The 25,128-nt window shown below is 67.5% G+C and carries 22 protein-coding genes and 1 tRNA gene; 12 read left to right on the top strand and 11 right to left on the bottom strand.

The genetic code is table 11. The features are described 5' to 3' along the window. Positions 1-6: 6 nt before the first annotated feature. A complete protein-coding gene (gene gltX, locus J2Y49_RS03415; protein ID WP_310112354.1) occupies positions 7-1,350 on the bottom strand; it encodes a glutamate--tRNA ligase in 1,344 nt (447 codons plus the stop codon). A gap of 181 nt (positions 1,351-1,531) precedes the next feature. Here gltX and elbB point away from each other — a divergent pair, with 181 nt between their 5' ends. The 3 genes from elbB (at position 1,532) to J2Y49_RS03400 (ending at position 3,259) form a co-directional block, all read left to right on the top strand. Continuing rightward, positions 1,532-2,200, top strand: coding sequence for an isoprenoid biosynthesis glyoxalase ElbB (gene elbB / locus J2Y49_RS03410; protein WP_310112350.1), 669 nt, complete (start codon positions 1,532-1,534; stop codon positions 2,198-2,200). A 137-nt stretch (positions 2,201-2,337) separates the two neighbouring features. Beyond that, entirely contained in the window at positions 2,338-2,907 is a 570-nt protein-coding gene (locus J2Y49_RS03405) for a hypothetical protein (protein ID WP_310112348.1), read from the top strand. A gap of 127 nt (positions 2,908-3,034) precedes the next feature. Continuing rightward, entirely contained in the window at positions 3,035-3,259 is a 225-nt protein-coding gene (locus J2Y49_RS03400) for a hypothetical protein (RefSeq protein WP_310112345.1), read from the top strand. Between the two features lie 64 nt (positions 3,260-3,323). On the opposite strand, the gene nadE is transcribed toward J2Y49_RS03400, so the two are convergent. Then, a complete protein-coding gene (nadE, locus tag J2Y49_RS03395; protein ID WP_310112342.1) occupies positions 3,324-4,979 on the bottom strand; it encodes an NAD(+) synthase in 1,656 nt (551 codons plus the stop codon). A 265-nt stretch (positions 4,980-5,244) separates the two neighbouring features. Here nadE and J2Y49_RS03390 point away from each other — a divergent pair, with 265 nt between their 5' ends. Both J2Y49_RS03390 and J2Y49_RS03385 read left to right on the top strand, forming a co-directional pair. After that, positions 5,245-6,237 carry a hypothetical protein gene (locus J2Y49_RS03390; protein WP_310112339.1) on the top strand — a complete coding sequence of 331 codons (993 nt, stop codon included), beginning with the start codon at positions 5,245-5,247 and terminating at the stop codon, positions 6,235-6,237. 153 nt (positions 6,238-6,390) lie between these two features. Next, entirely contained in the window at positions 6,391-6,801 is a 411-nt protein-coding gene (locus J2Y49_RS03385) for a nuclear transport factor 2 family protein (protein ID WP_310112335.1), read from the top strand. Positions 6,802-6,814: 13 nt separating this feature from the next. On the opposite strand, the gene J2Y49_RS03380 is transcribed toward J2Y49_RS03385, so the two are convergent. The 3 genes from J2Y49_RS03380 to J2Y49_RS03370 all read right to left on the bottom strand — a co-directional run bounded on the left by J2Y49_RS03380 (position 6,815) and on the right by J2Y49_RS03370 (position 11,144). Further along, positions 6,815-8,047, bottom strand: coding sequence for a serine hydrolase domain-containing protein (locus J2Y49_RS03380; RefSeq protein WP_310112332.1), 1,233 nt, complete (start codon positions 8,045-8,047; stop codon positions 6,815-6,817). A gap of 191 nt (positions 8,048-8,238) precedes the next feature. Further along, positions 8,239-10,011 carry a glycosyltransferase family 39 protein gene (locus tag J2Y49_RS03375; protein ID WP_310112330.1) on the bottom strand — a complete coding sequence of 591 codons (1,773 nt, stop codon included), beginning with the start codon at positions 10,009-10,011 and terminating at the stop codon, positions 8,239-8,241. Then, positions 10,008-11,144, bottom strand: coding sequence for a glycosyltransferase family 2 protein (locus tag J2Y49_RS03370; protein WP_409017774.1), 1,137 nt, complete (start codon positions 11,142-11,144; stop codon positions 10,008-10,010). Before J2Y49_RS03370 ends, J2Y49_RS03375 begins: the two co-directional genes overlap by 4 nt. A 410-nt stretch (positions 11,145-11,554) precedes the next feature. On the opposite strand from J2Y49_RS03370, the gene J2Y49_RS03365 reads away from it, so the two are divergent. Together J2Y49_RS03365 and J2Y49_RS03360 are read left to right on the top strand one after the other, a co-directional pair. Continuing rightward, positions 11,555-13,564, top strand: a complete 2,010-nt coding sequence (locus J2Y49_RS03365) for a methyl-accepting chemotaxis protein (RefSeq protein WP_310112324.1) — start codon at positions 11,555-11,557, stop codon at positions 13,562-13,564. Positions 13,565-13,724: 160 nt separating this feature from the next. Further along, complete coding sequence (locus J2Y49_RS03360) at positions 13,725-14,387, top strand: hypothetical protein (protein ID WP_310112321.1); 663 nt, start codon at positions 13,725-13,727, stop codon at positions 14,385-14,387. A gap of 145 nt (positions 14,388-14,532) precedes the next feature. On the opposite strand, the gene J2Y49_RS03355 is transcribed toward J2Y49_RS03360, so the two are convergent. The 4 genes from J2Y49_RS03355 to J2Y49_RS03340 form a co-directional block, all read right to left on the bottom strand. Continuing rightward, the gene (locus J2Y49_RS03355) at positions 14,533-16,230 is read right to left on the bottom strand and encodes a methyl-accepting chemotaxis protein (RefSeq protein WP_310112318.1); all 1,698 of its coding nucleotides are present in this window, start codon (positions 16,228-16,230) and stop codon (positions 14,533-14,535) included. Between the two features lie 662 nt (positions 16,231-16,892). Then, entirely contained in the window at positions 16,893-17,837 is a 945-nt protein-coding gene (locus J2Y49_RS03350) for an AEC family transporter (protein WP_014248571.1), read from the bottom strand. A gap of 72 nt (positions 17,838-17,909) precedes the next feature. After that, entirely contained in the window at positions 17,910-18,578 is a 669-nt protein-coding gene (locus tag J2Y49_RS03345; protein ID WP_310112313.1) for an RraA family protein, read from the bottom strand. A 718-nt stretch (positions 18,579-19,296) separates the two neighbouring features. Next, a tRNA-Gly gene (locus tag J2Y49_RS03340) sits at positions 19,297-19,371 on the bottom strand. A 144-nt stretch (positions 19,372-19,515) separates the two neighbouring features. Between J2Y49_RS03340 and J2Y49_RS03335 the strand changes: the two genes are divergently transcribed. From J2Y49_RS03335 to J2Y49_RS03315, 5 genes are all read left to right on the top strand, one after another. Beyond that, a complete protein-coding gene (locus tag J2Y49_RS03335) occupies positions 19,516-20,076 on the top strand; it encodes a prolyl-tRNA synthetase associated domain-containing protein (RefSeq protein ID WP_310112311.1) in 561 nt (186 codons plus the stop codon). Between the two features lie 180 nt (positions 20,077-20,256). Continuing rightward, positions 20,257-21,216 (top strand): co-chaperone YbbN, encoded by a 960-nt coding sequence (locus J2Y49_RS03330; RefSeq protein ID WP_310112308.1) that lies wholly within the window; start codon positions 20,257-20,259, stop codon positions 21,214-21,216. Positions 21,217-21,273: 57 nt separating this feature from the next. Then, on the top strand, positions 21,274-21,954 hold the full coding sequence (locus tag J2Y49_RS03325; protein WP_310112305.1) for an LON peptidase substrate-binding domain-containing protein: 681 nt from the start codon (positions 21,274-21,276) through the stop codon (positions 21,952-21,954). Positions 21,955-21,983: 29 nt separating this feature from the next. After that, a complete protein-coding gene (locus tag J2Y49_RS03320; RefSeq protein ID WP_149222229.1) occupies positions 21,984-22,214 on the top strand; it encodes a Trm112 family protein in 231 nt (76 codons plus the stop codon). Next, complete coding sequence (locus tag J2Y49_RS03315) at positions 22,211-22,594, top strand: DUF971 domain-containing protein (RefSeq protein ID WP_310112302.1); 384 nt, start codon at positions 22,211-22,213, stop codon at positions 22,592-22,594. The genes J2Y49_RS03320 and J2Y49_RS03315 overlap by 4 nt, the downstream gene beginning before the upstream one ends. Before the next feature lie 42 nt (positions 22,595-22,636). Here J2Y49_RS03315 and J2Y49_RS03310 read toward each other — a convergent pair whose 3' ends face one another. Both J2Y49_RS03310 and phbB read right to left on the bottom strand, forming a co-directional pair. Further along, complete coding sequence (locus tag J2Y49_RS03310; RefSeq protein WP_109153029.1) at positions 22,637-24,148, bottom strand: UbiD family decarboxylase; 1,512 nt, start codon at positions 24,146-24,148, stop codon at positions 22,637-22,639. A gap of 199 nt (positions 24,149-24,347) precedes the next feature. Then, positions 24,348-25,070, bottom strand: coding sequence for an acetoacetyl-CoA reductase (gene phbB, locus J2Y49_RS03305; RefSeq protein WP_310112298.1), 723 nt, complete (start codon positions 25,068-25,070; stop codon positions 24,348-24,350). Positions 25,071-25,128 lie beyond the last annotated feature (58 nt).

The following is a 25,128-nucleotide window of genomic DNA, read 5'->3' as shown; positions in this document are numbered from 1 at the left end:
AAGGTGTCAGGCGGTTTCACCGGCCAGTCGCCGGAGGCTGCGCGCCCGTCCGATCAGGGGTAGCAGGTTCTTCAATTCCGGTCCATGGTCGCGCCCGGTCAGCGCCCGGCGCAGAGGAAGGAACAACTCCTTGCCCTTGCGCCCCGTCGCCCCCTTCACCGCGTTGGTCCAGGCCCCCCAGGTGGCGAGGTCCCACGGCTCGTCCGGCAGCAGCGCCGCCGCCTGGGCCAGGAAGCCGGCATCCTCGACCAGCGGCGTCACCGGCGCATGGGTCACCGCCCACCAGTCGCGCGCGTCATTCAGCCGCGCCAGATTGGGTCTCACCGCATCCCAGAAGGCGGCATCGGCGCCGGTCAGGCCCAGCGCCTCCAGCCGGGCGGCCACGGCATCGAAGGGCGTCAGGTGCAGGATGCGGGCGTTCAGTCGGCCCAGCTCCTCCGGATCGAATTTCGGCGTGCCGCGGGCGATCTTCGACAGGTCGAATTCCGCCACCAGCTCGTCAAGCGTCAGCCGCGCCTCGATCGGGTCGGAGGTGCCGAGCTTCGCCAGCAGGCTGTTGACCGCCATCGGCTCGATCCCGTCGTCGTCGCGCAGGCTGCCGACCGACAGGCTGCCCAGCCGCTTCGACAGCCCCTGCCCGCCGGCATCGGTCAGCAGCGGCAGATGGGCGAAGGACGGCACCGCGGAGCCCAGTGCCTCGAAAATCTGGATCTGCACCGCGGTGTTGGCGACGTGGTCCTCGCCGCGGATGATGTGGGTGATGGCGAAGTCGGCGTCGTCCACCACGCTGGTTAGGGTGTAGAGCGGCCGGCCATCCTCGCGGATCAGCACCGGATCGCTCAGCGCCGTGCCCTCGAAGCGCACCGGGCCGCGGACGAGGTCGGTCCATTCCACCGGAGTCGGGTTCAGCTTGAAGCGCCAATGGGCCTTGCGCCCCTCCCCTTCCAGCCGGGCGCGGTCCTCGTCGGTCAGGCGCAGGGCGGCGCGGTCGTAGATCGGCGGGCGGCCCTGCGACACCAGACTGGCGCGCTTGAGGTTCAGCTCCTCCGGCGTCTCGTAGCAGGGATAGAGCCGGCCGGCTGCCTTCAGCGCAGCGGCCGCCTCGTCATAGCGCGGATAGCGGTCGCTTTCGCGGGCGAAACGATCCCAGGTCAGGCCCAGCCATGTCAGGTCGGCGGCGATGCCGTCGGCGAACTCCTGGGTGGAGCGCTCCTCGTCGGTGTCGTCCAGCCGGAACATGAAGCTGCCGCCGGTCTTGCGCGCGAACAGCCAGTTGACGAGCGCAAGGCGCACATTGCCGACATGGATGCGGCCGGTCGGGCTGGGGGCGAAACGGACGGCGGTGGACATGGCTGGACTCGATCTGCAGACGGGACAGGCGGGCAGTCCTAGCACGGCCGGCGCGCCTTCCGAAAGCGGTCCGGAACCTATGCATCCGCGCAACAGGCGAGGCGATGCGGCCGTTGGCGTGGTAGGCGCGGCCGTCCGCCTGCGTTAGCTTGGCGGCAAATCCAAACCTCGGAGACATCCTATGGCGGACAAAAGCTTGCGCATCGGCGTCGTGCTGTCGGGTTGCGGCGTGTATGACGGCACGGAAATCCACGAAGCCGTCTGCACCTTGCTGGCCATCGCCAAGGTGGGAGCGGTCGCGGTGTGCTATGCCCCCGACGTCCTGCAGGCCCATGTCGTCAACCACCTGACCGGCCAGGAGACCGGCGAGAGCCGCAACGTGCTGGTCGAATCGGCCCGCATCGCCCGCGGCAAGATCACCCCGCTCAGCGACTTCTCGGCCGGCGACGTCGATGCGCTGATCTTCCCCGGAGGTTTCGGCGCCGCCAAGAACCTCAGCGACTTCGCGTTCAAGGGTGCCGACTGCTCGGTCAACCCTCAAGTGGTCGCCGCCGTCGCCGCCATGCGCGCGGCCGGCAAGCCGATCGGCGCGCTGTGCATCGCGCCGGCCATCCTCGCCAAGATCCTGGGCCAGCAGGGGGTGGAACTGACCATCGGCAACGACCCCGGCACCGCCGCCGCGCTGGAGACCATGGGCGCCATCCACCGCACCACCACCCATGGCGAAATCGTGGTCGATCCGGGGCTCAAGATCGTCACCTCGCCCTGCTACATGCTGGATGCCAATCTGCTCCAGATCGCCGAGGGCGCAGAGAATACGGTCAAGGCTCTGGTCGATCTGGCGAAGTGATCAAGTGAACCGGACGACAAAGGGGGGTAGCCATACCCCCTTTTCCACCTTCAATGTCACAAAGCCGGGCAATAATTCATTAACCGGCTTCCCACACCCTTTCCCTCAGTTTCGACTTTATCGGGCGAGGGCTGGCGATGACCTGCATTGTGGGATTGGTGGAAGGCGATCGGGTGTGGATGGGCGGCGACAGCGCCGGGGTGAACGGCCTGGACATCACGGTGCGCGCCGATACCAAGGTGTTCCGCAACGGCGATTGCCTGATCGGCTTCACCAGCTCCTTCCGCATGGGCCAGCTGCTGCATTACCGGCTGGAGGTTCCGTCGCGCAACGGCGATACCGATCTCTTCCGCTACATGGTGGTGGACTTCGTCGATGCCGTCCGCAATTGCCTGAAGGATGGCGGATACGCCCACCGCTCCAATGACGTGGAGACCGGCGGCACTTTCATGGTGGGGCTGGAAGGCCGTCTGTTCACCGTGCAGTCGGACTATCAGGTCGGCGAGGCGGTGCGGGGCTATCACGCCATCGGCTGCGGCTCCGACTATGCGCTGGGCTCTCTTGCATCCACCGCCGGGCAGCCGCCGGAGGAGCGTGTGCTGAAGGCCCTGGAATGCGCCGAGCTGTTCAACGGCGGCGTACGCGCGCCCTTCACCATCCAGTCCAGCCTGCGCCGTCCGCAGTTGGCACTCACCGAGGCTGCGTAGCCTTCGACCAAAGTCGAAAGCAACGGCCAAGGCCGGGCTCTGGTCACCCGAAGCATCGTGGGGTATGAACCGACGTCCTGCTGCAGTGCGGGACAGGGAATAACCACAAAAACTTTGGGTGATAGAGATGACGGACCAAGCGGTTACCGCCGATGCTTACTTCGGTGAAGACGAGAACCCGGCCGGGTTGTTGACCAACTGGGGCAACTCTCCCTATCTCGTCTTCCCGGCCATGCTGCTGATTTTCATCATGCCGCTGGCGATCATCTTCCATCCGACCTGGATTGTGCTGCCAGCCGTTCTGTGGAGCTTCGGCATGATCGCCACGATCATCAAGCTGACCCGCGGCTGACGCCCGGTCCGGCAAAAGGAAATGCGAAGGGGGGACGTTCGCTCCCCTTCGCGCCCCAATCCTCTCAAGCCAGATCGATGACACCCCCGCCGGCGGGAAGGCGCCGCAGCCGCGCGACGGCTTGGCGCGAGACCCGCGGCCCCGGCGGCGCCCTGCGGCGGTCCGCTTCCGCCTGAACCACCATCCGCCAGACCAGATCCACCGTCTCGGCCGCATGTCCGCGTCCGGCGAGATCGGACGGCGAAAGGCCGCCGTCGAGAAGGCCGGCCAGCAGATCGTCCAGTGCCTCCACCGGCGGCAATCCGGCCGGCGTCGCAGCCTTCAACCGACGCGCCAACACCCGTTCCGGAACCACCCGGCCGGCCGGCCCGCGCGATCCCGCCGGCTGATTTGCGTTGCGCCAGCGCGCCAGTTCCAGCACCGCGGTCTTCGGCAGGTCGGCCAACACGGCATAGCCGCAGCCCGACTCCTCGGGCACGAGGCCGAGCAGCCGGTCGGTGCGGTCGGCGGTCGACAAAAGCAGCGCCCCCATCCGCTCCGCCAGCGCCGCCAATGTGGCGGCGCGAAGACGGGCATGCAGCCGGTCCGCCGCCCCGCCCGACTCGCGCCCGGCAAAGGCGGGCGCCAGCAGCGAGTCGGCGGCCTTCAGCACCGGGCCCAGCGCCACATTGTCCAGGCGGCACCCCAGCAGTTCGACGATCTCGGCCGCATCGTCCAGGCTGTCCGCCAGCGCATCGATTTCGCTGCCCGGCAGCGGCGCCCGGACGGCCAGCACCCGCTCCGGCCCAAGCGCATCGACGGCGATGGCCGCGGTCAGCGCCGAGTCCAGCCCGCCGGTCAGGCCGACCACCACCCCCGGCGCGCCGCCTTTCGCCACCGCGTCGCGCAGACCCAGCATTAGCGCGCTGTAGAGCGCCTCCGCCCCCTCGACCGGCGCAATCATTTCGGCTTGGGAACTGTCCCAGGAATCATCGTCGCCACGTTCCCAGCGGGACAACAGCAGATGCTCGGCGAACAGCGGTGCCTGGGCGACCAGCCGGCCGCCTGACGCAAGGGCGAAGCTGCCGCCATCGAACACCCGCTCATCCTCGCCACCGACCGCGTTCACCGCGACCAGGGGCAGGCCGCACTCCACCACCCGCGCGACGGCGGCTTGCACCCGGTCGTCGGCACGACCGGGGGCGAAAGGGCTGGCCAGCAGCGCGACCAGCAATTCGGCGCCGCTTTCGGCCAGCGTTTCCGTCACGTCGGCGCTCGCCAGATCGCCGCCGACCAGCAGGCCGACGCGCACACCGCGGACATTCACCGGTCCCGGCATCGGACCGGCGTCGTAACGATCATCCTCCGGCGCGCCGATCTCGCCACCGCCCATTTCGGCCTGGAAACGAACCGCTGCGATCTTGCCCGCGTCGAGCAGCAGAGCGGCATTGTGCCGCTTGGCGCCGTCACGCCAGGAGGCACCGACCAGCAAGGCGGGTCCGCCATCGGCGGTATCCGCCGCCAGCGCCTGGGCCGTCGCCTCCACGGCGTCGAGGAAGGCAGGCTGAGCGATCAAATCCAGCAGAGGAACGCCGGACAGCGCGCCGGCCGGACAAACGACGAGGTCGGCGCCGCGGGCAGCGGCCTCCGCCCGGGCAGCGCGGATGCGGTCGGCGTTGGCGGCGAGACTGCCGGCGGCCGGATCGGCCTGGGCGAGCGCGATGGAAAGTCGGTCGGTCATGATGGCTGGCTCCCTTCTTGCGGGTCCTTTTGCCATCAGGGTAGCAGCGCCCCCGGCCGGGCGAAAGCCGCCGCTCGTCGCAGGTCGTCACGCAGGCGAAACAAGTGCTGGAAAGCTTAGATATAGAAGTTATAAAGACTTCGACGATTAGTAAGGTAACGAAGTTATCTTGATCATTCAAAGAAATATCCGAAATTAATAACTGGTAAAGGTTGCCGGCGTCATGCTTCCGCTTGCACACAAACTACGCGATGCGGGGGCATCCATGTATTACGCGGAGCTCAGCGGCCCGAACGGCAAACCGTCGGTGCTGTCCACGGCTGTGCAGAACGGCTCGTCAAAGACGGCCGGCACGGCGAAGGACGCGCTGGCCAAATCGGACGCGAAATCGGTCGATGGCGACAAGGCGGACAAGAAGAGCCAGTCGCCGGCCTACACCATCAGCCAGTCGATGGAATCGCTGCTGGACAGCATGACCGGCAAGGGCGGCGCCCAGGGGGCGGGCGGGGGTGGCAGCCTGGCGGCCGGCAACAGCGGCGTCGACCGCGCCAAGCAGGCACAGTCGCTGATGCAGTCGGCGCTGGACCACGGCAACGATCTGGCCGGCATGTTCGGCAAGGGCATCGACGCGCTGAAGCAGGGGCTGGGCGACACGCTGAGCATGCTGGGCGTTCCGAAGAACCGCATCGACGACGCGGTCAGCGGCTTCGGCGACAAGCTGAAATCCAAGCTGGACGGCATGGACCTCAGCCAAATGTCGGTGGACATGCAGGCCAGCCAGTCGCAATGGTCGATCGAATCCCACGGGATCGAGCTGGAGATCCAGGACGGCGACCGCAGCGTCCGCATTTCCTTCGCCAAATCGACTCTGGACTTCCGCCGCGACGACCAGCGGCTCCAGGCCTCGCTGGGCAAGGGCGGCGACATGGCGATGACCGCCACCGGCATGACCACCACGGCCACCGGCAAGTCCACCGGCATGATCGTCCGTTCCGAAGGCTTCAGCGAGGACGAGATCAAGGACATCCTCGGCAAGCTGAACGACATGGCCTCCAAGTCCGGCGGCGACGGGATGAAGGGGCTGGCGGTGCTGAAGCCGACCACCTCCAAGAACGGCGTCACCCACCTGACGCTCGACCTGTCCACCCCGGTGGACGGGCTGTCCGGCGGCAAGGACGGCGCGGCGGTCAAGGAAGCGGCCGCTGCCTCGTCGTCGGGCTCGACCGCGAAACCGCAGAGCGTCAACCTGACGGCCTGAGGCGCTTTTTTCGCAGCCAACTTGTCACAGCGCCGGCCCGGAACCGACCGGACCGGCGCTTGCCCATGCCGGATGGCTTCATTACAAGCGGACTGACGCCGGCCGGACAGCCGTGCCTCACCCGTTCCCGGAACCATCGCCCGGACAGAAGCCATGACCGACCGCGACACGCTGCTGGCCCTGAACCAGGCCTTCTACCGCGCCTTCACCAACCGCGACGCCGCCGCGATGGAAGCGCTGTGGGCGGAGACCCTGCCGGTGTCCTGCATCCATCCCGGCTGGACCGCCCTGTTCGGCCGCGATGCCGTGCTGACCAGCTGGCGCGACGTTCTGCGCGCTCCCAGCGGCATCACCGTCGAGGCGCGGAACGAGCGCGTGACCCTGCATGGCGACACCGCCCTGGTGGTCTGCGAGGAAACGCTGGGCGGTGCCGTGCTGGCCGCCACCAACCTGTTCGCACGGGAAAACGGCAGCTGGCGCCTTGCCCACCATCAGGCCGGTCCGATCGCCCAGGCCCGCGCCGACGTCGATGTCCCTGCCAAGGCTCCCCGCCGCCTGCATTGAGGACGGAGCCCACTTACGGCAAGCTTGCCACCTCCGGCGGAGTCTCCAGACAACGGACGAGATCGATCACGACCCGGTCGGCGGTGACCTGATCGGGATCGCTGTTGGTCAGCGCCACCACGCCCCAGCGATGCGCCTTCGAAAAGGCAATGTAGGCGTTGAACCCGCCGGTGGAGCCGGAATGCCAATGGATCGGCGTTCCATCCCCCGCCCAGGCGACGAACCAGCCGAGCGCCATCGCCCCCGCCCCCAGGCTTCCCGCGTCGGCCAGAGTCCGGCCATCGACCTGCACCGTCTGCGCCAGGGCCAGGGTCGCCGACGCCGCGGGAGCACAGCCCTGCCCCTCCGGCCCGGCGGCGCGACCGAGACAGTCGCCCAGGTTGGCGGACAGCCAGCGCAGCATGTCGTCGGCGGAGGAGTAGAGGCCGAAGGCCGGCAGCATCGCCGGCGCCTCCCAATCCGGCACGATCCGGCCGCGGGCATGGCCGGCCGCCTTGCGCGCCCGCTGCTCCGCCGTCGGCTGCAGGGTGGTGTCGCGCAGGCCGAAGCGGTCGGTCACCACCCGCTTCAGCAAGATCTCGTAAGGCTGACCGGCCGCGGCGGACAGCGCCTCCCCCAGCACCGCCATGCCGGCGTTGGAATAGCTGAAACGCACCCCCGGCGGCATCGGCAACCGATAGCCCGACAGCCACAGCGCAAGTTCGGCCCGCGACAGCGGCTTATAGGGGTTGCGCGGATCCTCCAGCCGGTTCCAGGAAAAGCGCGGGGTTTCCGGCACGCTGGGCAGACCGGCGGTGTGGGTGGCGAGGTCGCGCAGGCGGATGCGCAGGCCGTCATGGTCCGGCAGATGGGCGACTTGCACCGGCCCGACGCGTCGCAGATGCCGTTCCAGTGGATCGTCGGGTGACAGGCGGCCCTCCCGCACCAGTTCCGCCATGATGGTGCCGGTGAAAGGCTTGGTGAGGGAGGCGATCTGGAACAGCGTCCGCCCGTCCGCCGGTCCGCCGTCCGGACGCCCGGCGTCGCCGCGCCCGACCACCAGCGTCCGGCCGTCGCGGATCACGCCGACCACCAGACTGCCCGCTCCGTCCGGCGGCCGACGCTCTTCCACGGCGCGGGTCACCAGATCGACCAGCGGATCGCCGGCCCGATCCTCGGACCGATCGAGACCGATGGCCCCGGTCGGGCCGAAGGGAATGCTCCACAGCAGCAGACTTAAAACGCACAGCAGCAGCCTGCGCCGCATCCCCGCCTCCGCCCGGCCTCAGAATCGCAGGTTCGGAGAGTGGGGAGAGGTCCGGCGGGCGGACAGGGCCGCGAAGGGCGATCCGGCGAAAGACGGCGGCGGCGCGGTGGGGGGTACTCCCCAACCACCCGCGCCGCCTCAACCGGTCACTTCAGCCGGTCATTCGGGCGGGCGGCCATTCAGTTGGGCGGTCATTCGGTCGGGACGTCGGCCTTGGGCGGACGGCGGTCCTTGACGATGGACAGCGGCACGTCGTCGGCTGCGATCTCCAGGATCGGGTGGCCGTCCAGCAGCGACGGGCAGCGCTTCACCTGGGTGAAGGCCAGGAAGAAGTCGGCCTTGCGCCAGTCCGGCTCGATCCCGTTGACCAGGCGCAGCCAGGGCGGCAGTTCGAACCGGACCGCCAGCGTGTTGCCGCAGACGGTCAGGGTGTACTGCCGCGGCGGGGGGCGGCCGTCATTCTCGCGCTCGACATATTCGATCAGCTCCTGCAGCGCCTCGTGCAGGGAATTGCCCCAGTAATCCAGTTCGAACTTGCCGTCGGCGCCCCGTACGCCTCCGACGAACTGGTTGTAGTACACGTACTGGTTCGGATGCATGGCGCCCAGCTGCCACGCGTACACCACCGCGACCACGGTCATCGCGGCGGCGAAGCCCTGCCCCAGAGCCCGGCCGCCGCGCTGGGACAGCGTCCACAGCCGGTCGGCGGCGATGGCGGCCATCACCACGAAGGGCGGCACCAGGAACAGGAAATGGCGGATGCCGTTGTAGACCGACGGCCGCATCAGGATGAACAGCAGGATAGGCAGGAAGCCCGCCAGCGCCAGTGGGGTGTAGCGCACCAGCGTGAAGGCTCCGGTGCGCCGCCAGCCGCCGCGGGCCAGCCAGATCCCGGCCAGCACCAACGCCGCGGCGACGCCGATCACCACCGCTTCCGGCAGCTTCACCGCCAGATAGACCGGCAGATACAGGGCGGGCGGGTCGTTGGAATGGACCAACTCGCCCATGAAGAGGGTCTGGATGTCGATGGGGAAGTGCGAGACGACGCGCAGCGCCTCCAGGGGATTGCGCAACGGCCTCTGCACCACCCACGGCCAGAATACGGCCATGATCGCATAGGCGACGGGGATCGCCGGCCACAAGGACAGGAAGGCGCCGCGCGCATCGACCAGCGCCCAGCGATGCCCCTCCTGCCGCGTCACCAAGGCGAAATGCAGAGCCATCGCGACCGCCAGATAGAAGCCGGCAAGCACCCCGCCGACGCGGATCGCCAGCGTCAGGCCCAGCACCAAGCCGAACTTCAGCACCGCGCTGCGGCTGGGCCGCGGCAGTTGCTTGAGGATGCGGGTGGCGAAATAGAGCGTCCACACCATTCCGGCCGCGAACGGCACGTCCTTGGTGTTGTTGAACATCGCACCGTAATAGACGCCGCTCAGCGACAGCAGCGCGGCGGCGATGAAGCCGGCGCGCGGCCCGGCCAGCAGCCGGGTGTAGCGCCATGTCCCCGCGATGCCCAGCACACCGACCAGCGCGCAGAGCAGATGCCGCGTCTCGTATTCCTCGAAGGGGGAAAAGGGCACGATGACGGCGGTGACGAGGTCGAACAGGCCGCCGTAATAGGCCAGATCCTTGAAATGGAAGGCAGATCGGTCCTGGAAGAAGCTGGTGTAGTAGGACAGCAGCTTCTTGCCGTAGATGTGCTGCACCTCCTCGTCCGTGCTGATGCCGTAGCTGAGGAAGGTCAGGGCGGCGAGGATCAGCAGCCCCAGCAGCAGCGCGCGCGACAACCCGTCCCACAGCGCCGCCTCGCCGCGCGGCAGCGCGAGGCCGGCGGCAGTGGCGGTGTCGGAGGCGGTGCCGTGGGCGGAGGATGGCGGGACGGTTCCGGAGGAACGGCGGCGGGCGGCGGGCATCCCGTCACCAGCGTCTTCGTCGCCGGTGCGCAGGCGGGTCTCGATGCTCATCGCTGCCGCTCCTGACCCGCCGGATTGCCGACCGGATCGAACGGGTGCTCGCGCTCCTCGTCCGACGGACTGAAGCCGTGGGCTGAGCGCACGATGAACAGCGGCCTGCCCTTCACCTCGGCAAAGACGCGGCCCAGATAGTCGCCGATGATGCCCAGCGTGATCAGTTGGATGCCGCCCAGGAACAGCACCGCGACCAACAGCGATTCGTAGCCGGGCACGTCGACGCCGTGGAGCAGCGTGCGGACCAGCCGGATCAGGATGTAGACGAAGGCCACGCCCGACACGGCCATGCCCACCAGGCTCCAGACCCGCAGGGGGAAGGTGGAGAAGGCGGTCAGACCGTCGAAGGACAGGCGCAGAAGCTTGACGAAGCCCCATTTGGTGTCTCCGCCGGCGCGCTCGCCCTGTTCATAGGGGATGGCGGCCTGCCGGAATCCGACCCAGGCGAAGATGCCCTTCATGAAGCGCGTGCGCTCCGGCATCCGGTTGATCACCTCGACCACGCGGCGGTCCATCAGGCGGAAATCGCCGACCTCGCGCGGAAGCTTGATCTCCGACAGATGGTCGAAAACCCAGTAGAACAGCTTGGCGAACAGCCGGTGCTTCAGGCTCTGCCCGACGCGGGCGTGCCGTACGGCGACGACCACGTCGAAACCCTCGCGCCACTTGGCGATGAAGGCCGGCAGCAGTTCCGGCGGATGCTGCAGGTCGGCGTCCATCGGCACCACGGCGTCGCCGGTGGTGTGGCTGAGCCCGGCGGACAGCGCCAACTCCTTGCCGAAGTTGCGCGACAGGTCGACCACCTTCACCCGCGGGTCGCGGTCATGGACGTCCAGCAACCGGTCGACGGTGTCGTCGCGGCTGCCGTCGTTGACGCAGACCACCTCCCAATCCATCTCCAGCCCGTCCAGCACCGGCGTGAGCCGGGCGAACAGGGCGTCGATGTTGGGACCTTCGTTGTAGAAGGGGATGACCACCGACAGGCGTCCGCGCCGCGGACGGCCCAAACGATCTGTGCCGGGCCGGCCGGCAGATGGCTGGACTTCGCCGGGACTAGCGCCGGGACGGCGTGCGGAAGCGGTGCGGACATCCGAAGATGCCGCGGAAATGGGCGCGTCGGGAATGGACATGGCCAGCCGTCGGGTCAAAGCGTCAGAGACCGGGAGGATGAGGGATCGGCGACGACCCCGGACGGCCGCTGCGCCCTTTGGCATATACCACGATACCAGGGGATGTTCAAAATGCCTCTCCTGTGACCGCCGCGGCACAAAAAATGGCCTTTCCGCCCGTGAAAGCGCCCGCGGGACGGCAGCCCGCGACCCCACGCAACGGGCAAACATGCAAGGCGTCGGTTTATTCCACGCCTGCCGTCCGTTGCTTTCCCCTGCGTCACCCCGGTCCCTTCCCACTGCCGGCCCCTGCGGCCCGGCCATACCGGGGCATGTGGCATGCTTCCTGAAACAGGTCGCAGGGGCTGACCTTTTCCGGTCGCCCCGACCAAGCGCTGAGCAGCGACCCTGTGCCGACGGAGGCCTCGACCATGAGCCTTTTCAATCGCTTTTCCGTGGGTTCCAAGATCACGGCGGCCAGCGCCGGCATCCTGGTGTTCCTGGTGCTGATCGGCGGCATCGGCGTGGTGGCCCTATCCGATGCCGGCGGTGCGGTGGAGACCTACCGGCGGCTCGGCCAGCAGACCAACGAGGCCGGACGCATCCAGGCCCTGATGCTGGAGATGCGCCAGCAATCCACCCGCTTCCTGCTGACCGGCGATCCGGAGGTCGGCGCCACCGTCCGCCGCCTTGCCGGCGAAGCGGCGCAGACCATCGACAAGGCCCGCACCCTGTTCGCCGACCCGGCCCTGCTGCAGACCGTCGACCACATGGCGCAGGAAATCGCCCAATATCAGGAGGCCTTCACCGCGACGATGGAGTTGCAGGCCCAGCGCAGCAAGGCCATCGCCGAACTGGACGAGATCGGCCCCCGGCTGGAGGGTGCCCTGGACACCATCATGGACAGCGCCGGCGCCGCCGGCGACACCGACGCCGCCTATTTGGCGGGCATGGCGCTGCGCCACATGCTGTCCGCCCGTGTCTCGGCCACGCGCTACAACGTCGACGGCTCCCCGGCGCTGGCGAGCCAGACCCGCTCGCAATTCACCGACGCCGCCAGCCGCGGCGGGGCGATGATGGCGAAGCTGACCGACCTGGACCGCCGCAAGATGGCGATGTCCTACACCGCGATGCTGCGCGTCTACACCACCGGCTTCAACGCCGTGGTCAAGGCGACGACCGAGCGCGACCGGCTGGTGACCGAGGTTCTGACCCCCGTCGGCGATTCCATCGCTGCCGAGGCGGAGCAGTTGACCGTCGCCAGCGTCGACCATCAGAAGAAGCTGGGCGAAGAAACCGGCGCCTTCATCACCAAGGCGCTCACCGTGATGATCGCCGCTTCTCTGGTCGCGGTGGTCCTGGGGCTGGCGACCGCGCTGCTGATCGGGCGCGGGCTGTCGCGCCCGGTGGTGGCGATCACCGACCGCATGACCCGGCTGGCCGGCGGCGACCGCAACGTCGACATCCCCGGCCTCGACCGCGCCGACGAGATCGGCGGCATGGCCAAGGCCCTGCAGGTCTTCAAGGTCAGCCTGATCGAGAGCGACCGGCTGGCCGAGGCCCAACGTGCCGACCATGAGGCGCGGCGCGGCCGCGGCGAGCGGATCGACCGGCTCACCCAGGAGTTCGACCGGCTGGTCCTGGCGGCGCTGGGCCGGGTTTCCGCAGCGGCGACGCAGCTTCAAGCCACCGCGCAAACCATGTCCGCCACCGCCGAACAGACAACCCGGCAGGCCGACGCGGTCGCCAGCGCCTCCCATGAGGCGACCGGCAACGTCGAGACGGTGGCCGCCGCGACCGAGGAATTGACCGCCTCCATCGCCGAGATCGGCCGGCAGGTGGCCGAAAGCACCCGCATCGCCGGGCAGGCGGTCGCGACCGCCGAGAAGACCGACGGCACCGTCCGCGGGCTGGTCGATGCCGCCCAGCGCATCGGCGAGGTGGTGCAGCTGATCACCGACATCGCCAGCCAGACCAATCTTCTCGCGCTGAACGCCACCATAGAGGCGGCGCGCGCCGGTGAAGCAGGCAAGGGCTTCGCCGTGGTGGCGTCGGAGGTGAAGAACCTCGCCAGCCAGACCGCCAAGGCGACGGAGGAGATCGGCAGCCAGATCGCCGGCATCCAGGAGATCAGCCGGCAGGCCGCCGGTGCCATCGCCGAGATCGGCCGTGTGATCGCCGAGATCAACCACATCTCCACCACCATCGCCGCCGCGGTGGAGGAGCAGGGCGCCGCCACCAAGGAGATCAGCCGCAACGTCCAGCAGGCGGCGCGCGGCACCCAGCAGGTGTCCGGCAACATCGCCGGCGTCTCGGAGGCCGCGGCATCCACCGGCGACGCCTCTCGCGAAGTGCTGACCGCCGCCGACGGACTGAACCATGAGGCGACCGACCTGCGCGGCTTCGTGTCGCGCTTCCTGACCGACATGCGGGCCGCGTAAGAAACGGCATCGAACTTCAGCGCGGCCGTGACAGTTGTGGCGCTGGCGGGACCGGAACGGACCGGGTCTTGCCGGCGCCCTTCTTCTGCCGGGCAGCCCTGCTCTTTTACCCGGTTACATTCCCCTTGCGCCGCAGCGCCCCCTTCGGCACATAGGCGCCATGATCCTGACCCCCATCGCCATCGACGACATGCCGAAGGCCATCGCCGCCTTCGACGCCCATCTGGACGGCCATGCCCAAGCGCGGGCCGCCTTCCGCCGGATCGCCGCGACCTGGCCCGTGCGGCCGGAGGACGAGCCCGGCGGCGGCGTCGACACGCCGGCCCACCGGGCCGAAGCGGTGCGGATGGCCCATGCCCACGGCATCGACACGCTGGACGAGCCGCCCAGCCGCTCCTTCATGTGGGACGGCAAGGTGATCCGCACCGATGTCGAGGCGACGGTGATCGTGCATGAGGTGGCGCACTGGCTGTGCGCGGCGCCCGAACGGCGGACGCTGATCGACTACGGCTTGGGCCCCGGCCCGGAGACCACCGCCCGCAAGGAGGCCCGCGCCGACAAGCGCCTGTGCTTTGAAGACTGCATGCATGAGGAGCAGCAGACCTCGCTGCTCGGCGTGCTGTGGGAGGTGGAACTGGACCAGCCGGGGATCCTGGCCTTCCTGGAACAGAACTGGATGGAGCATTGGGAGCGGCCGAGCACCGCCGCCTTCTTCATCCGCCATGCCGAGGAACTGTTCACCCGTGGCCTGATCGACGTCGACGGCCGCCCGACGACGGCGCGCGAGTGGGCGGATGCGCGCAAGGGCGTTCTGGTGGGGTGAAGCGTCGGCTTCGAATGCCCCCACCTAACCTCCCCCGCTTCGCAGGGGAGGGACTGCCGCCACTCTCCCACATCAGCACCAATTCCCTCCCCCGCCCAACGGGGGAGGGTTAGGGTGGGGGTCTAACGCCCCCAACTCTCAACCGTCACGCCGCGGTGATGCGGGTGATAAAGGCTTCGATTTCATGGTCCAGACGGTTGAAGCTGCGCGACAGCTCTTCCGTGGTGTTCTGGACCGAGCCGGCGGAATGGCCGGTGGTCTCGGCGGCCTGCTGGACCAGACGCATTTCCTGCATCACCGCCATTGTATCGACGGCGGCGCGCTGGGACCGGGCGCTGATGTCGCGGGTGGCGGCGTCCTGCTCCTCCACCGCGGCGGCGACGGTGCCGAGCGACTCGTCGACCTGACGGATGGTGCCGACGATGGCGCGGATGGCGCCGACCGCGGCATGGGTGGCGGCCTGGACCGCCGCGATTTCCGCGCCGATCTCCTCCGTCGCCTTGGCGGTCTGGTTGGCGAGGCTCTTCACCTCCTGCGCCACCACGGCGAAGCCCTTGCCGGCTTCACCGGCGCGCGCCGCCTCGATGGTGGCGTTCAGCGCCAGCAGGTTGGTTTGGCCGGCGATCGACTGGATCAGGCCGACGACCTCCTCGATCTTGCGGCTGGCCTCGCTCAGCCCCTGGACGATGCTGTCGGTGCGGCCGGCTTCGTCCACCGCGCCGCGGGCGAGCTGCGCCGACTGGCTGATGGAGCGGGTGATCTCGTCGATGGAGGCGCGGAGCTGCTCGGCACCGGCCGCCACGCTCTCGACCTCGCTGGTCGCCTCCTGCACGGAATGGGCGACGCTGTCGCTGTGGTGGCTGGTCTGCTTGGCATTGTCGAGCATCGAATTGGCTTCGTTGCGCATCGAGGTGGCCGAGCGCACCACCTCGCCCATCATCGCCTTGACCGACGCCTCCAGGTCGTTGGCGAGCGCCGACATCGCCTGACGCCGCTCCTGTTCGTTGCGGATGCGCATCGCCTCCTGCTCGCGGGACAGTTCCTGCACCCGGATGGCGTTCTCCTTGAACACCTGGACGGTGCGGGCCATCTGGCCGATCTCGTCGCCGCGGTCCGCGGCGGGAATGTCGGCCTCCAGGTTGCCGCGGGCCAGGCGTTCCATCACGTCGGTCAGGCGCACGATGGGCCGGGCGATGTTCATGCCGATGAACAGGGCGACGCCGACCGTCACCAGCAACGCGCCCCCCGCCACCAGCATGAAGGCCTGGGTCGTGTTGTCGACCGATGCGTTGACCTGGGTGTAGGCGTCGGTGGAGACCTTGCGCTTGTAGTTCAGATAGTCGCGGCTGGTCGCGTGCAGGCGGGTGTAGGCCGACTGCACCTCCTGCAGGAAGTCCAGCGGATCGACACCCATCTTCAGCAGGTCGAGGAAACTCCCCACCTTTGCCAGATAGGTCGCGGCATCGCTGCCGAACCGCTCGAAATACTTCGCTTCCTCGTCCGTTTCGGCAGTGGCGCCCTTCAATGCTTCCGATTGGCCCTTCAGCTTGTCGAGCTGGCCGTTGAGGGCCTTCATCTCCTCATCCACCGCCTTGGGCGAGGCATTCGCGCTGCTGAGGATCACGGTCCGGTACATGCCGGCGTGGGCCACCGTCAAGGTGTCGGTCAGTCCCTGGATCTCCGCCTCACGCGTGAAGGAGCGGTTGAACAGGGTGTCGAGCAGCGTCGACTGCTGGGTGATCGCCGACCAGCCGAGCAGCGCGATCACCAGCATGCCGATGATCGCCGTCGTCGCCGGAATGGCCATCTTGACGGGGATGTGGAAGTTGTTGAGGAGGGTCATGGGGCACCTGCGTCGGCCGCCGGTCCGTGGCGCGAACCATCCGGCATGGCATTGGAGCGGAGGAACGGGCCGCGGTCGCGCGACGCCGGCTGCACCATCGGCGCCGCCCTGCGTTCCGCCATCGCCGCACCGCTCCGCGATACGTGGTTGGAACGAGATCCCTTTACGGGTCCGAATCCGTATCCGGGGCGGCCGTCCCGCCGGCACGACCGCCACCGCGTCATCTCATTCCGAAAATCTTTTTCAATGATTAACGGCAGTTTTTTTGTCGGAATCTTTGATCTGTCACAATAATCCGCCGGTTTTCCGACATATTCCCGCATGCACATCTTAGTCATACTACCATATGCGCCAAGGCATGCTGGCTTTCTCTTGGCCGGATCGAAACCGGCCGGACACCGCTGCGCCAGCAGGGTGTTCCCTTTTTCCGAGTTTTTCCAGAACAAGAAACATCCCTAGCGCAGTCGTTTTGCTTCAGAATGCATACAGTTAGAGGGTAACAGGAATTCACTCTCGCTTCAATGGCGCGAATCCCGGTCATACTGCCGCATGGGGCGCGCAGACGGACATCCCTTCCCGCCCGGGACATGACAGGGCCTGAAAGTCAATTCTCAGTCTTTTCAAGGATATGCCAAGTAGACGCGCCGCCGGCGCAGACCGCTTCAGCCCGCGGCCGACACCATGAAGGCGATGGAGATCGACACCGGCGACAGCAGGGTGGAGATCAGCAGCGACATCGACACCACGTCCCGCCCGGCGTTGTAGCGCTCGGCGAAGACATAAGCGTTGATGCCGATGGGCAGCGCCGCGGCGGTCACGGCCGGGGCGACCCACACCGGCGGCAGGTCGAAGACATGGGTGGCCAGCAGCCAGGTCAGCAGCGGATGCAGCCCGGTCTTCAGCAGGGCCACGACCGTCGCGGGCAGCACCGCGCCCGAGGCCGGGCTGAGCGCCAGCGACGCGCCCAGCGTGAAGCAGGCGCATGGAAGCACCGTCTGCGCCATCATGGTGAAGCTCTTCATCACCATGGGCGGGATCGGCAGATGGATCAGGTTGGCCGCCAACCCGAGGATGACCGACACCACGAGCGGGCTGGTCAGCGTCGCCTTGGCCGCCCCCAGCGTCGCCTGCACCGGGCGTCCGGACCGGCCGCCGCGCGCCGATCGCTGGGTCTCCGCCAGCATGGTGGCGGAGGTGAACAGCAAGGGCGACTGGAAGACGATCAGCAGCATCACCGGCACCGCCACCGTCGGCCCATAGGCCTCCATGATGATGGGCGAGCCGAGAAGCGCGATGTTGGAAAAGGAACTGGCGAGGCCGATGGGTGCGATCTGCTCCCGCCGGCCGGCCATCCGCATCCACAGCCCGCCCACCAGGAATACCGCGACCGCCGCGATGTAGAAGGACCCAAGCACCGCCCATTCCAGAGGATCGGGAATATCTGCCCGCGCCATGTTGGAGAACAGCAGCGCCGGCAGCGCATAGATGCCGAGGAAACGGGAAAGCCCCTGAACCATCGCATTGCTGAACCCGCGGTAGCGTGCCGCCCAATAGCCAAGGGCGATCAGGCCGAACATCGGCAGGACGATCTGGAAAATCAGCGACATGGACGCGGCACCGTGTGGGCGGGGTCGGCCTGGCGGGCCGACGATGCGGGGGCTTTCCTTACACCGATCCGTTCATTCGGCGGGAACGATCTCCAGCGGCGGGACGCCCAGCACGTCCACCAGGGTAGCGCCGGCCTCGATCTGCTCGGTCCACTGGCGCTCGCGCTCCAGCAGGGCGAGGCTCTGGGTCAGGGCGGCATCGGCGAAAGCCAGCGGCACGACCACCACGCCGTCCTCGTCGCCCAGGATCAGGTCGCCGGGGTTGACCGGCACGCCGCCGATGGCCGCGGTGACGTCCATCTTGCCGCCGAAATTCTTGTGCGGACCACGGGCAACGGCCCCCTTGGCGAACACCGGCAGGCCGAGTCCGCGGATTTCGTGCAGGTCGCGGACGGAGCCGTCGACCACCAGCCCGCCGAGCGCCCGGCGCTTGCAGCAGCGCACCACCCATTCGCCGGCCAGCGCCACGTCGTCCAGACCGCCGCCGGCCACGACGACGACGTCGCCCGGCTCGGCCAGGCTGACGGCATGATGAACCATGCTGTTGTCGCCGGGCATGGTGACGACGGTGCGGGCCTGACCGCAGATGCGCATGCCCGGCACCATCGGCTTGATCCGCGAATCCATGCTTTGGCAGCGGTTCAGCGCATCGGAGGCGACGCTGCTGGGCACCGACGACCATTTGGCGAGGGCGTCGGTGGACAGCCGGCGGTAGTCGACGAGATAGCGTTGCATGGCCATGGCAGGGTCCTTTCTTCGGTCTGGTCTTCGTGTCTGGATCGGGTTCGGAAGGGGCGTTGGGGGCGGTGACGGTTCCTGCGTCGCTCGATCCCGAAGCCGGCGGACGGTCAAGCGATCCGGGCGTCCTTATGCGGGAAGGATTCGGGACTTCAACGCGCTTTTCCGCGGAATATCTGCGAGCGGCACAACCCCCGGAGCTTTAGACGCCATTTATTTAGATTTTGAAGTGTACCCGTATAAGCCGTCATACGCAAGGAGGTTGACAATCTGTAAATACGTCATAGGAAATTTCATCCCGCTCTGCTGGTTATAACCAGGAGGCACACGCTCGGAACGTGAAATTACAAGACAGTCACCAGCCAAGCCTCGGAACTCCACAACTGCCGCAGCAGGCGGTGGGAATTGGGCAGAGTCGGAAAAACGTGACTGGGTATAAGGCGGGGAACTCGCCTACAATTGTATGATGCCGATGGCTTGTCTTGGCACAATCTCTGGATAGGCCCTTCAACCCGCAAAAGCGGGCCGGCACCACAGGGCGCCCAGGTCGGAGGAAAAGGCAGAGGAACCGCGACGCGGGGGACGGCGGGCGGGGGCCAGGGCCGGGCGGGTGGGCCGAAGATGGCAGGCCGGCAAACGCGAGCGCCAAAAAGCGAAAGGCCGGCACCCGAAGGTCCGGCCTTTTGAGATCGCATGCTCCAGCAGGAAGGCTGGAGGAAACTGGAGCGGGCGAAGGGATTCGAACCCTCGACCCCAACCTTGGCAAGGTTGTGCTCTACCCCTGAGCTACGCCCGCGCTCCGTACCGTCGTTCAGCAGCTTGTCGGTGCCGTCCGGCGGTGTGCGGCGGACTATACTCATCGGCCGACGCATTGCAAGCGCGTAATTTCAGTTTTTTGACCGGCTGGACGATTTTTTGCGGGCCCGGTACAAAGGGCGTCATGGACACAGCACCGACCTCCCTTCCGGGCGCCTCCCTTCCAGATGGGGACGCACCGCTGCCGACCTCGCCGGACCAATTGCTGGCGCGGCTCGACGCGCTGGGCATCCAGGCGACCACGCACAGCCACCCGCCGCTGCACACGGTGGAGGAGAGCAAGGCCCTGCGCGGCGCCCTGCCCGGCGGCCATTGCAAGAACCTGTTCCTGAAGGACAAGAAGGACCAGCATTGGCTCGTGGTGGCGCTGGAGGATGCGCGGGTCGACCTGAACCGGCTGGACAAGGCGATCGGGTCGGCGCGGCTGTCCTTCGCCTCGGCCGACCGGCTGTGGCGCGTCCTCGGCCTCCGGCCGGGGTCGGTCACGCCCTTCGCCCTGGTCAACGACACCGGGCACAAGGTTCGCGTGGTCCTGCAACAGGCGATGATGGAGCATGACCTGCTGAACTATCATCCGCTGCTGAACGACCGCACAACGGCGATCCGGCGCGACGACCTGCTGCGCTTCATCCGCGCCTGCGGGCACGAGCCGGCGATCGTCGATTTCGGCCGCACCGATGATTGACCGGCTCAGGCGGCGGTTCCACGCAATGCCTGCCCACGCAATGCTTGCTTGAGCCGCCTTGCGCGCTCACATATGTCGGCAACGATCAGGATCCGGACCGGCGACGGCCGGGCCGGCAACTCCATGGCCCACCGGGATGACCTACTGGGCCAGGCATCACCAACGGGACCGAAACACGCCATGTTCTCCATGCCCCCCGCCAACGGGTCCAAGCCCGCCGCTCCCGCCGCCGGTGCCGCCCCCAGTGCCGCCGACGTCGTCAAGGACAGCAGCGACCGCGCCTTCATGGCCGACGTGATCGAGGCCTCGCGCGACGTTCCGGTGATCGTCGATTTCTGGGCGCCCTGGTGCGGCCCCTGCAAGCAGCTGGGCCCGATCATCGAGAAGGTGGTTCGCGCCGCCAAGGGCGCGGTGCGCCTGGTGAAGATCGACACCGACGCCAACCCGATGATCGCCTCGCAGCTGCGTGTTCAGTCGATTCCGGCGGTCTACGCCTTCTTCCAGGGCCGGCCGGTCGACGGCTTCATGGGCGCCCTGCCCGAATCGCAGGTGAAGGCCTTCGTCGACAAGCTGGTGGCGCTGGCCAAGCAGGCGGGCGTCGGTGGTGCCGACGACATGCTGGAAGAGGCCTTCGCCCAAGCCAAGGAGCTGATGGAGGGCGGCGACCTGCAGGGCGCGCTCGACCTCTACAGCCAGATCATGCAGGCCGAGCCGGAAAACGCCCAGGCCTATGCCGGCATCATTCGCTGCCTGATCGCCGCCGGCGACCTGGAGAATGCCAAGCAGATGCTGGCCCAGGCGCCGGAAGCCATCGCCAAGGACAAGGAACTGGCCAACGTCCGCGCCGCCCTCGACGTGGCGGAGCAGGCCGCCAACGCCGGCCCGATCCCGGAGCTGATGGAGAAGGTCGCCCACGACCCGAACGACCATGCCTCGCGCTTCGACCTCGCCATGGCGCTGTTCGCCGCCGGCAAGCGCGAAGCCGCGGTGGACGAGCTGCTGGAGATCTTCAAGCGCGACCGGACCTGGAACGAGGACGGCGCCCGCAAGCAGCTGGTGAAGTTCTTCGAGGCGTTCGGCCAGACCGACCCGCTGACGGTGAAGACCCGCCGCCGTCTGTCGACCATGATGTTCAGCTGACGCTTTTCCGGACAAAGGACGGCTGTTCCACCGGCGAAGGGGTTCTATCTGATTGGCATGACCACGAACCCAACCAGAAATCCCTTCGATCCGGACTTCAGCCAGTTGCCGGGGATGCTGCCCATATTCCCGCTGGCCGGCGTCCTGCTGCTGCCGCGGGCAAGGCTGCCGCTGAACATCTTCGAGCCGCGCTACCTCGCCATGGTCGAGGACGCGCTGGGCAGCGGCCGCATGATCGGCATGGTCCAGCCGCTCGACCCCGCCGGGCGGGAACGCGAGCCGGCGGTCTATCACTGCGGCTGTGCCGGCCGCATCACCAGCTTCGCCGAGACGGACGACGGCCGCTTCCTCATCACCCTGACCGGCGTCGCCCGCTTCGAGATCGGGCGGGAGGTGGAGGGTGCGCATGGCTACCGCCGGATCGTTCCCGACTGGCGACCCTTCCGTAGCGACCTGGAGCATGAGGCCTGCGGCGACATCGACCGCAACCGGCTGCTCGGCGCGTTGAAGAGCTATTTCCGCGTCCAGGGCCTGTCGGTCGACTGGAAGTCCATCGAATCGACGCTGGACGAACGGCTGGTCAACTCGCTCGCCATGATCTGCCCCTTCACGCCCGGCGAGAAGCAGGCGCTGCTGGAGGCCCCGACGCTGGCGGAGCGTGGGAAGCTCTTGATCGGGCTGGTCGAGATGGCCATTCTCGACAGCCATGACGGGGACGGTCCGCCGCCCAAGCATTGATCCTTTCCTTGAACACTGCGAGACACGACATGGCGACGCCCGAGGACAAGAACAGCGAATCGAAAACCAGCGCGCGGGTCGACCCGAAGCTGCTGGAAATCCTGGTCTGTCCGCTGACCAAGGGGCCCCTGCGCTACGACGCCGAGCGCGGCGAACTGGTCAGCGAGCGCGCCGGACTGGCCTACCCGATTCGCGACGGCATTCCGATCATGTTGATCGACGAGGCCCGCAGCCTGGACAAGGCGGGGGCGTCGCGATGACCGGCGACGACTTCGGAACGGTCCACTGGCCGACCGAGATCCGCCTGAAGAAGGAGGAGAAGCGGCTGGAGGTCGATTTCGACGACGGCCGGACCTTCTACTACCCGGCGGAGTTCCTGCGCGTGGTCAGCCCCTCGGCCGAGGTGCAGGGCCACAACCCCAGCCAGAAGCAGACCGTCGCCGGCCGCCGTCATGTCGGCATCATGCGGGTGGAGCCGGTCGGCAACTATGCCGTCCGCATCGTTTTCGACGACCTGCACGACAGCGGCATCTACAGCTGGAAATACCTCTACGAGATCGGTACCGAGCAGGAGACCCTGTGGGCCGAATATCTTGAGGAGTTGCAGGCAAAGAGTCTGAGCCGCGACCCGCGGCGGTGATCGTGTCCCTCTCCCGACCCGACCCGGGAGAGGGCGCTCACCTCACTTCCAGATCGGTTTCCCGCTGCCCGGCAGGCCGTACAGGTCCCATTTCCGGCTGACCTTCTCCACGACCTCGTCGGTCATGTGCAGCTTCTCGCCCCATTCGCGCTTGGTCTCCGGCGGCCATTTGTTGGTGGCGTCCAGGCCGACCTTGCCGCCAAGCCCCGATTCCGGGCTGGCGAAGTCGAGATAGTCGATCGGCGTGCCCTCGATCACCGTGATGTCGCGGGCCGGGTCCATGCGGGTCGAGATCGCCCACATCACGTCCTTCCAATTCCGCGCGTCGATGTCGTCGTCCACGACGATCACCCATTTCGTGTACATGAACTGGCGCAGGAAGGACCAGACGCCCATCATCACGCGCTTGGCGTGGCCGGGATAGGCCTTCTTCATGCTGACCACCGCGATGCGGTAGGAGCAGCCTTCCGGGGGCAGCCAGAAATCGACGATCTCCGGGAACTGCTGGACCAGCAACGGGATGAACACCTCGTTCAGCGCCTCGCCCAGCACCGACGGCTCGTCGGGCGGGCGGCCTGTGAAGGTGGACAGGTAGATCGGCTTGCGCCGCATCGTCATGGCGGTGACGGTGAAGACCGGGAAGGGCTCGACCGAATTGTAATAGCCGGTGTGGTCGCCGTAGGGTCCTTCGTCGGCGTATTCGTCCAGGCTGACATGGCCTTCCAGCACGATTTCCGCCTGGGCCGGCACCTTCAGCGGCACCGTCTTGCACTCCACCAGCTCCACCTTCTTGCCGCGCAGCAGGCCGGCGAACTGGTATTCCGACAGGGTGTCGGGGACCGGCGTCACCGCCGCCAGGATGGTGCCGGGATCGGCCCCCAGCACGACGGCGCAGGGCAGCGGCTCGCGCTTGCCACTGGCGGCCCAGCGGTGATGGTGCTGGGCGCCGCCACGGTGCTTCAGCCAACGCATGATGGTCTTGTTCTTCCCCAGCACCTGCATGCGGTAGATGCCAAGGTTGAAGTCGTCCTCGCGCTTGCCCGTCGGCCCCTTGGTGACCACCAGCGGCCAGGTGATCAGCGGCGCCGGCTCCCCCGGCCAGCAGCCCTGCACCGGCAGCCGGCCGAGGTCGATGTCGTCGCCGGTCAGCACCACCTCCTGGCATGGCGCCGAGCCGACGGTCTTCGGCTTCATCGACAGCACGGTCTTGGCGAGCGGGATCAGCTCCAGCGCCTCGCGGAAGCCGCCCGGCGGTTCCGGCTGCTTGAGGAAGGCCAGCGTCTCGCCGACGGCGCGCAGTTGGTGCGGCTCGCGGTCCATGCCCCAGGCGACCCGCTCCACCGTGCCGAACAGGTTGACCAGCACCGGCATCTCCGAGCGCGTGCCGTCGGCCTTGATGACATTCTCGAACAGCACCGCCGGGCCGTTCTCGGCCAGCAGGCGGGTCTGGATCTCGGTCATCTCCAGCACGGTGGACACCGGTTCCTTCACCACCACCAGCCGCCCCGCCTTCTCCAGCCGGTCGATGAAGTCACGCAACGAGGTGTAGGGCATCGCAGGGTGTCCAGTGTGTGGGTGGTGCGTCCGAAACGGACGATAACCTTCAACTCGGCGGCCGGTCCGTCAAGTGCGGTGGGGGCTGGTTCACAAACAAAAACCCCTCCCCCACCCCCGGCGGACCAAGGGTCCGGCCGGGCGCGGGAAAGGGGCTTCGTCAAAGCTCACGAACTGGGGTGCGAGACCCGGTGCGGGATCAGTACATGTGCTGGCCGCCGTTGACCGACAGGGTCGAGCCGGTCATGAAGCCGTTGTCGTCGTCGACGAGGTACAGCACCGCCTTGGCGATCTCCGACGCGCGGCCGAGGCGGCCGACCGGGATGCGGGCGACGATCTTCTCCAGCACGTTCGGCGGCACCGCGCGCACCATGTCGGTGTCGATGTAGCCGGGGGCGATGGCGTTGACGGTGATGCCCTTGGCCGCGCTCTCCTGCGCCAGCGCCTTGGTGAATCCGTGGATGCCCGACTTCGCCGCGGCGTAGTTGACCTGGCCGTACTGGCCGGCCTGGCCGTTGACCGAGCCGATGTTGACGATGCGGCCGAAACCGCGCTCGCGCATGCCGTCGATCACGTTGCGGCACATGTTGAAGCAGGAGGACAGGTTGGTGTGGATCACCTTCTCCCACTGATCGTAGGTCATGCGGTGCATCACGCCGTCGCGGGTGATGCCGGCGTTGTTGATGAGCACGTCGACCGGGCCGAGATCGGACTCGATCGCGGCGATCCCCTTCTTGCAGGCGTCGAAGTCCGCGACGTCGAACTTGTAGGTCGGGATGCCGGTGCGGGCGGTGAACTCCTCGGCCGCCTGATCGTTGCCGGCATAGTTGGCGGCGACCTTGTAGCCGGCATTCTTCAGGGCGACGGCAACCGCCTCGCCGATGCCGCGGGTGCCACCAGTGACGACTGCAACACGAGCCATAGTTCTTCTCCCCAGATTTAGTGATGGTTGGTTGGTTTCTTTGACTTTTTATTTTTGG

Source organism: Azospirillum sp. BE72 (genome assembly GCF_031455875.1).
Taxonomy (GTDB): domain Bacteria; phylum Pseudomonadota; class Alphaproteobacteria; order Azospirillales; family Azospirillaceae; genus Azospirillum.
This window is presented reverse-complemented; position numbering and strand designations above follow the sequence as displayed.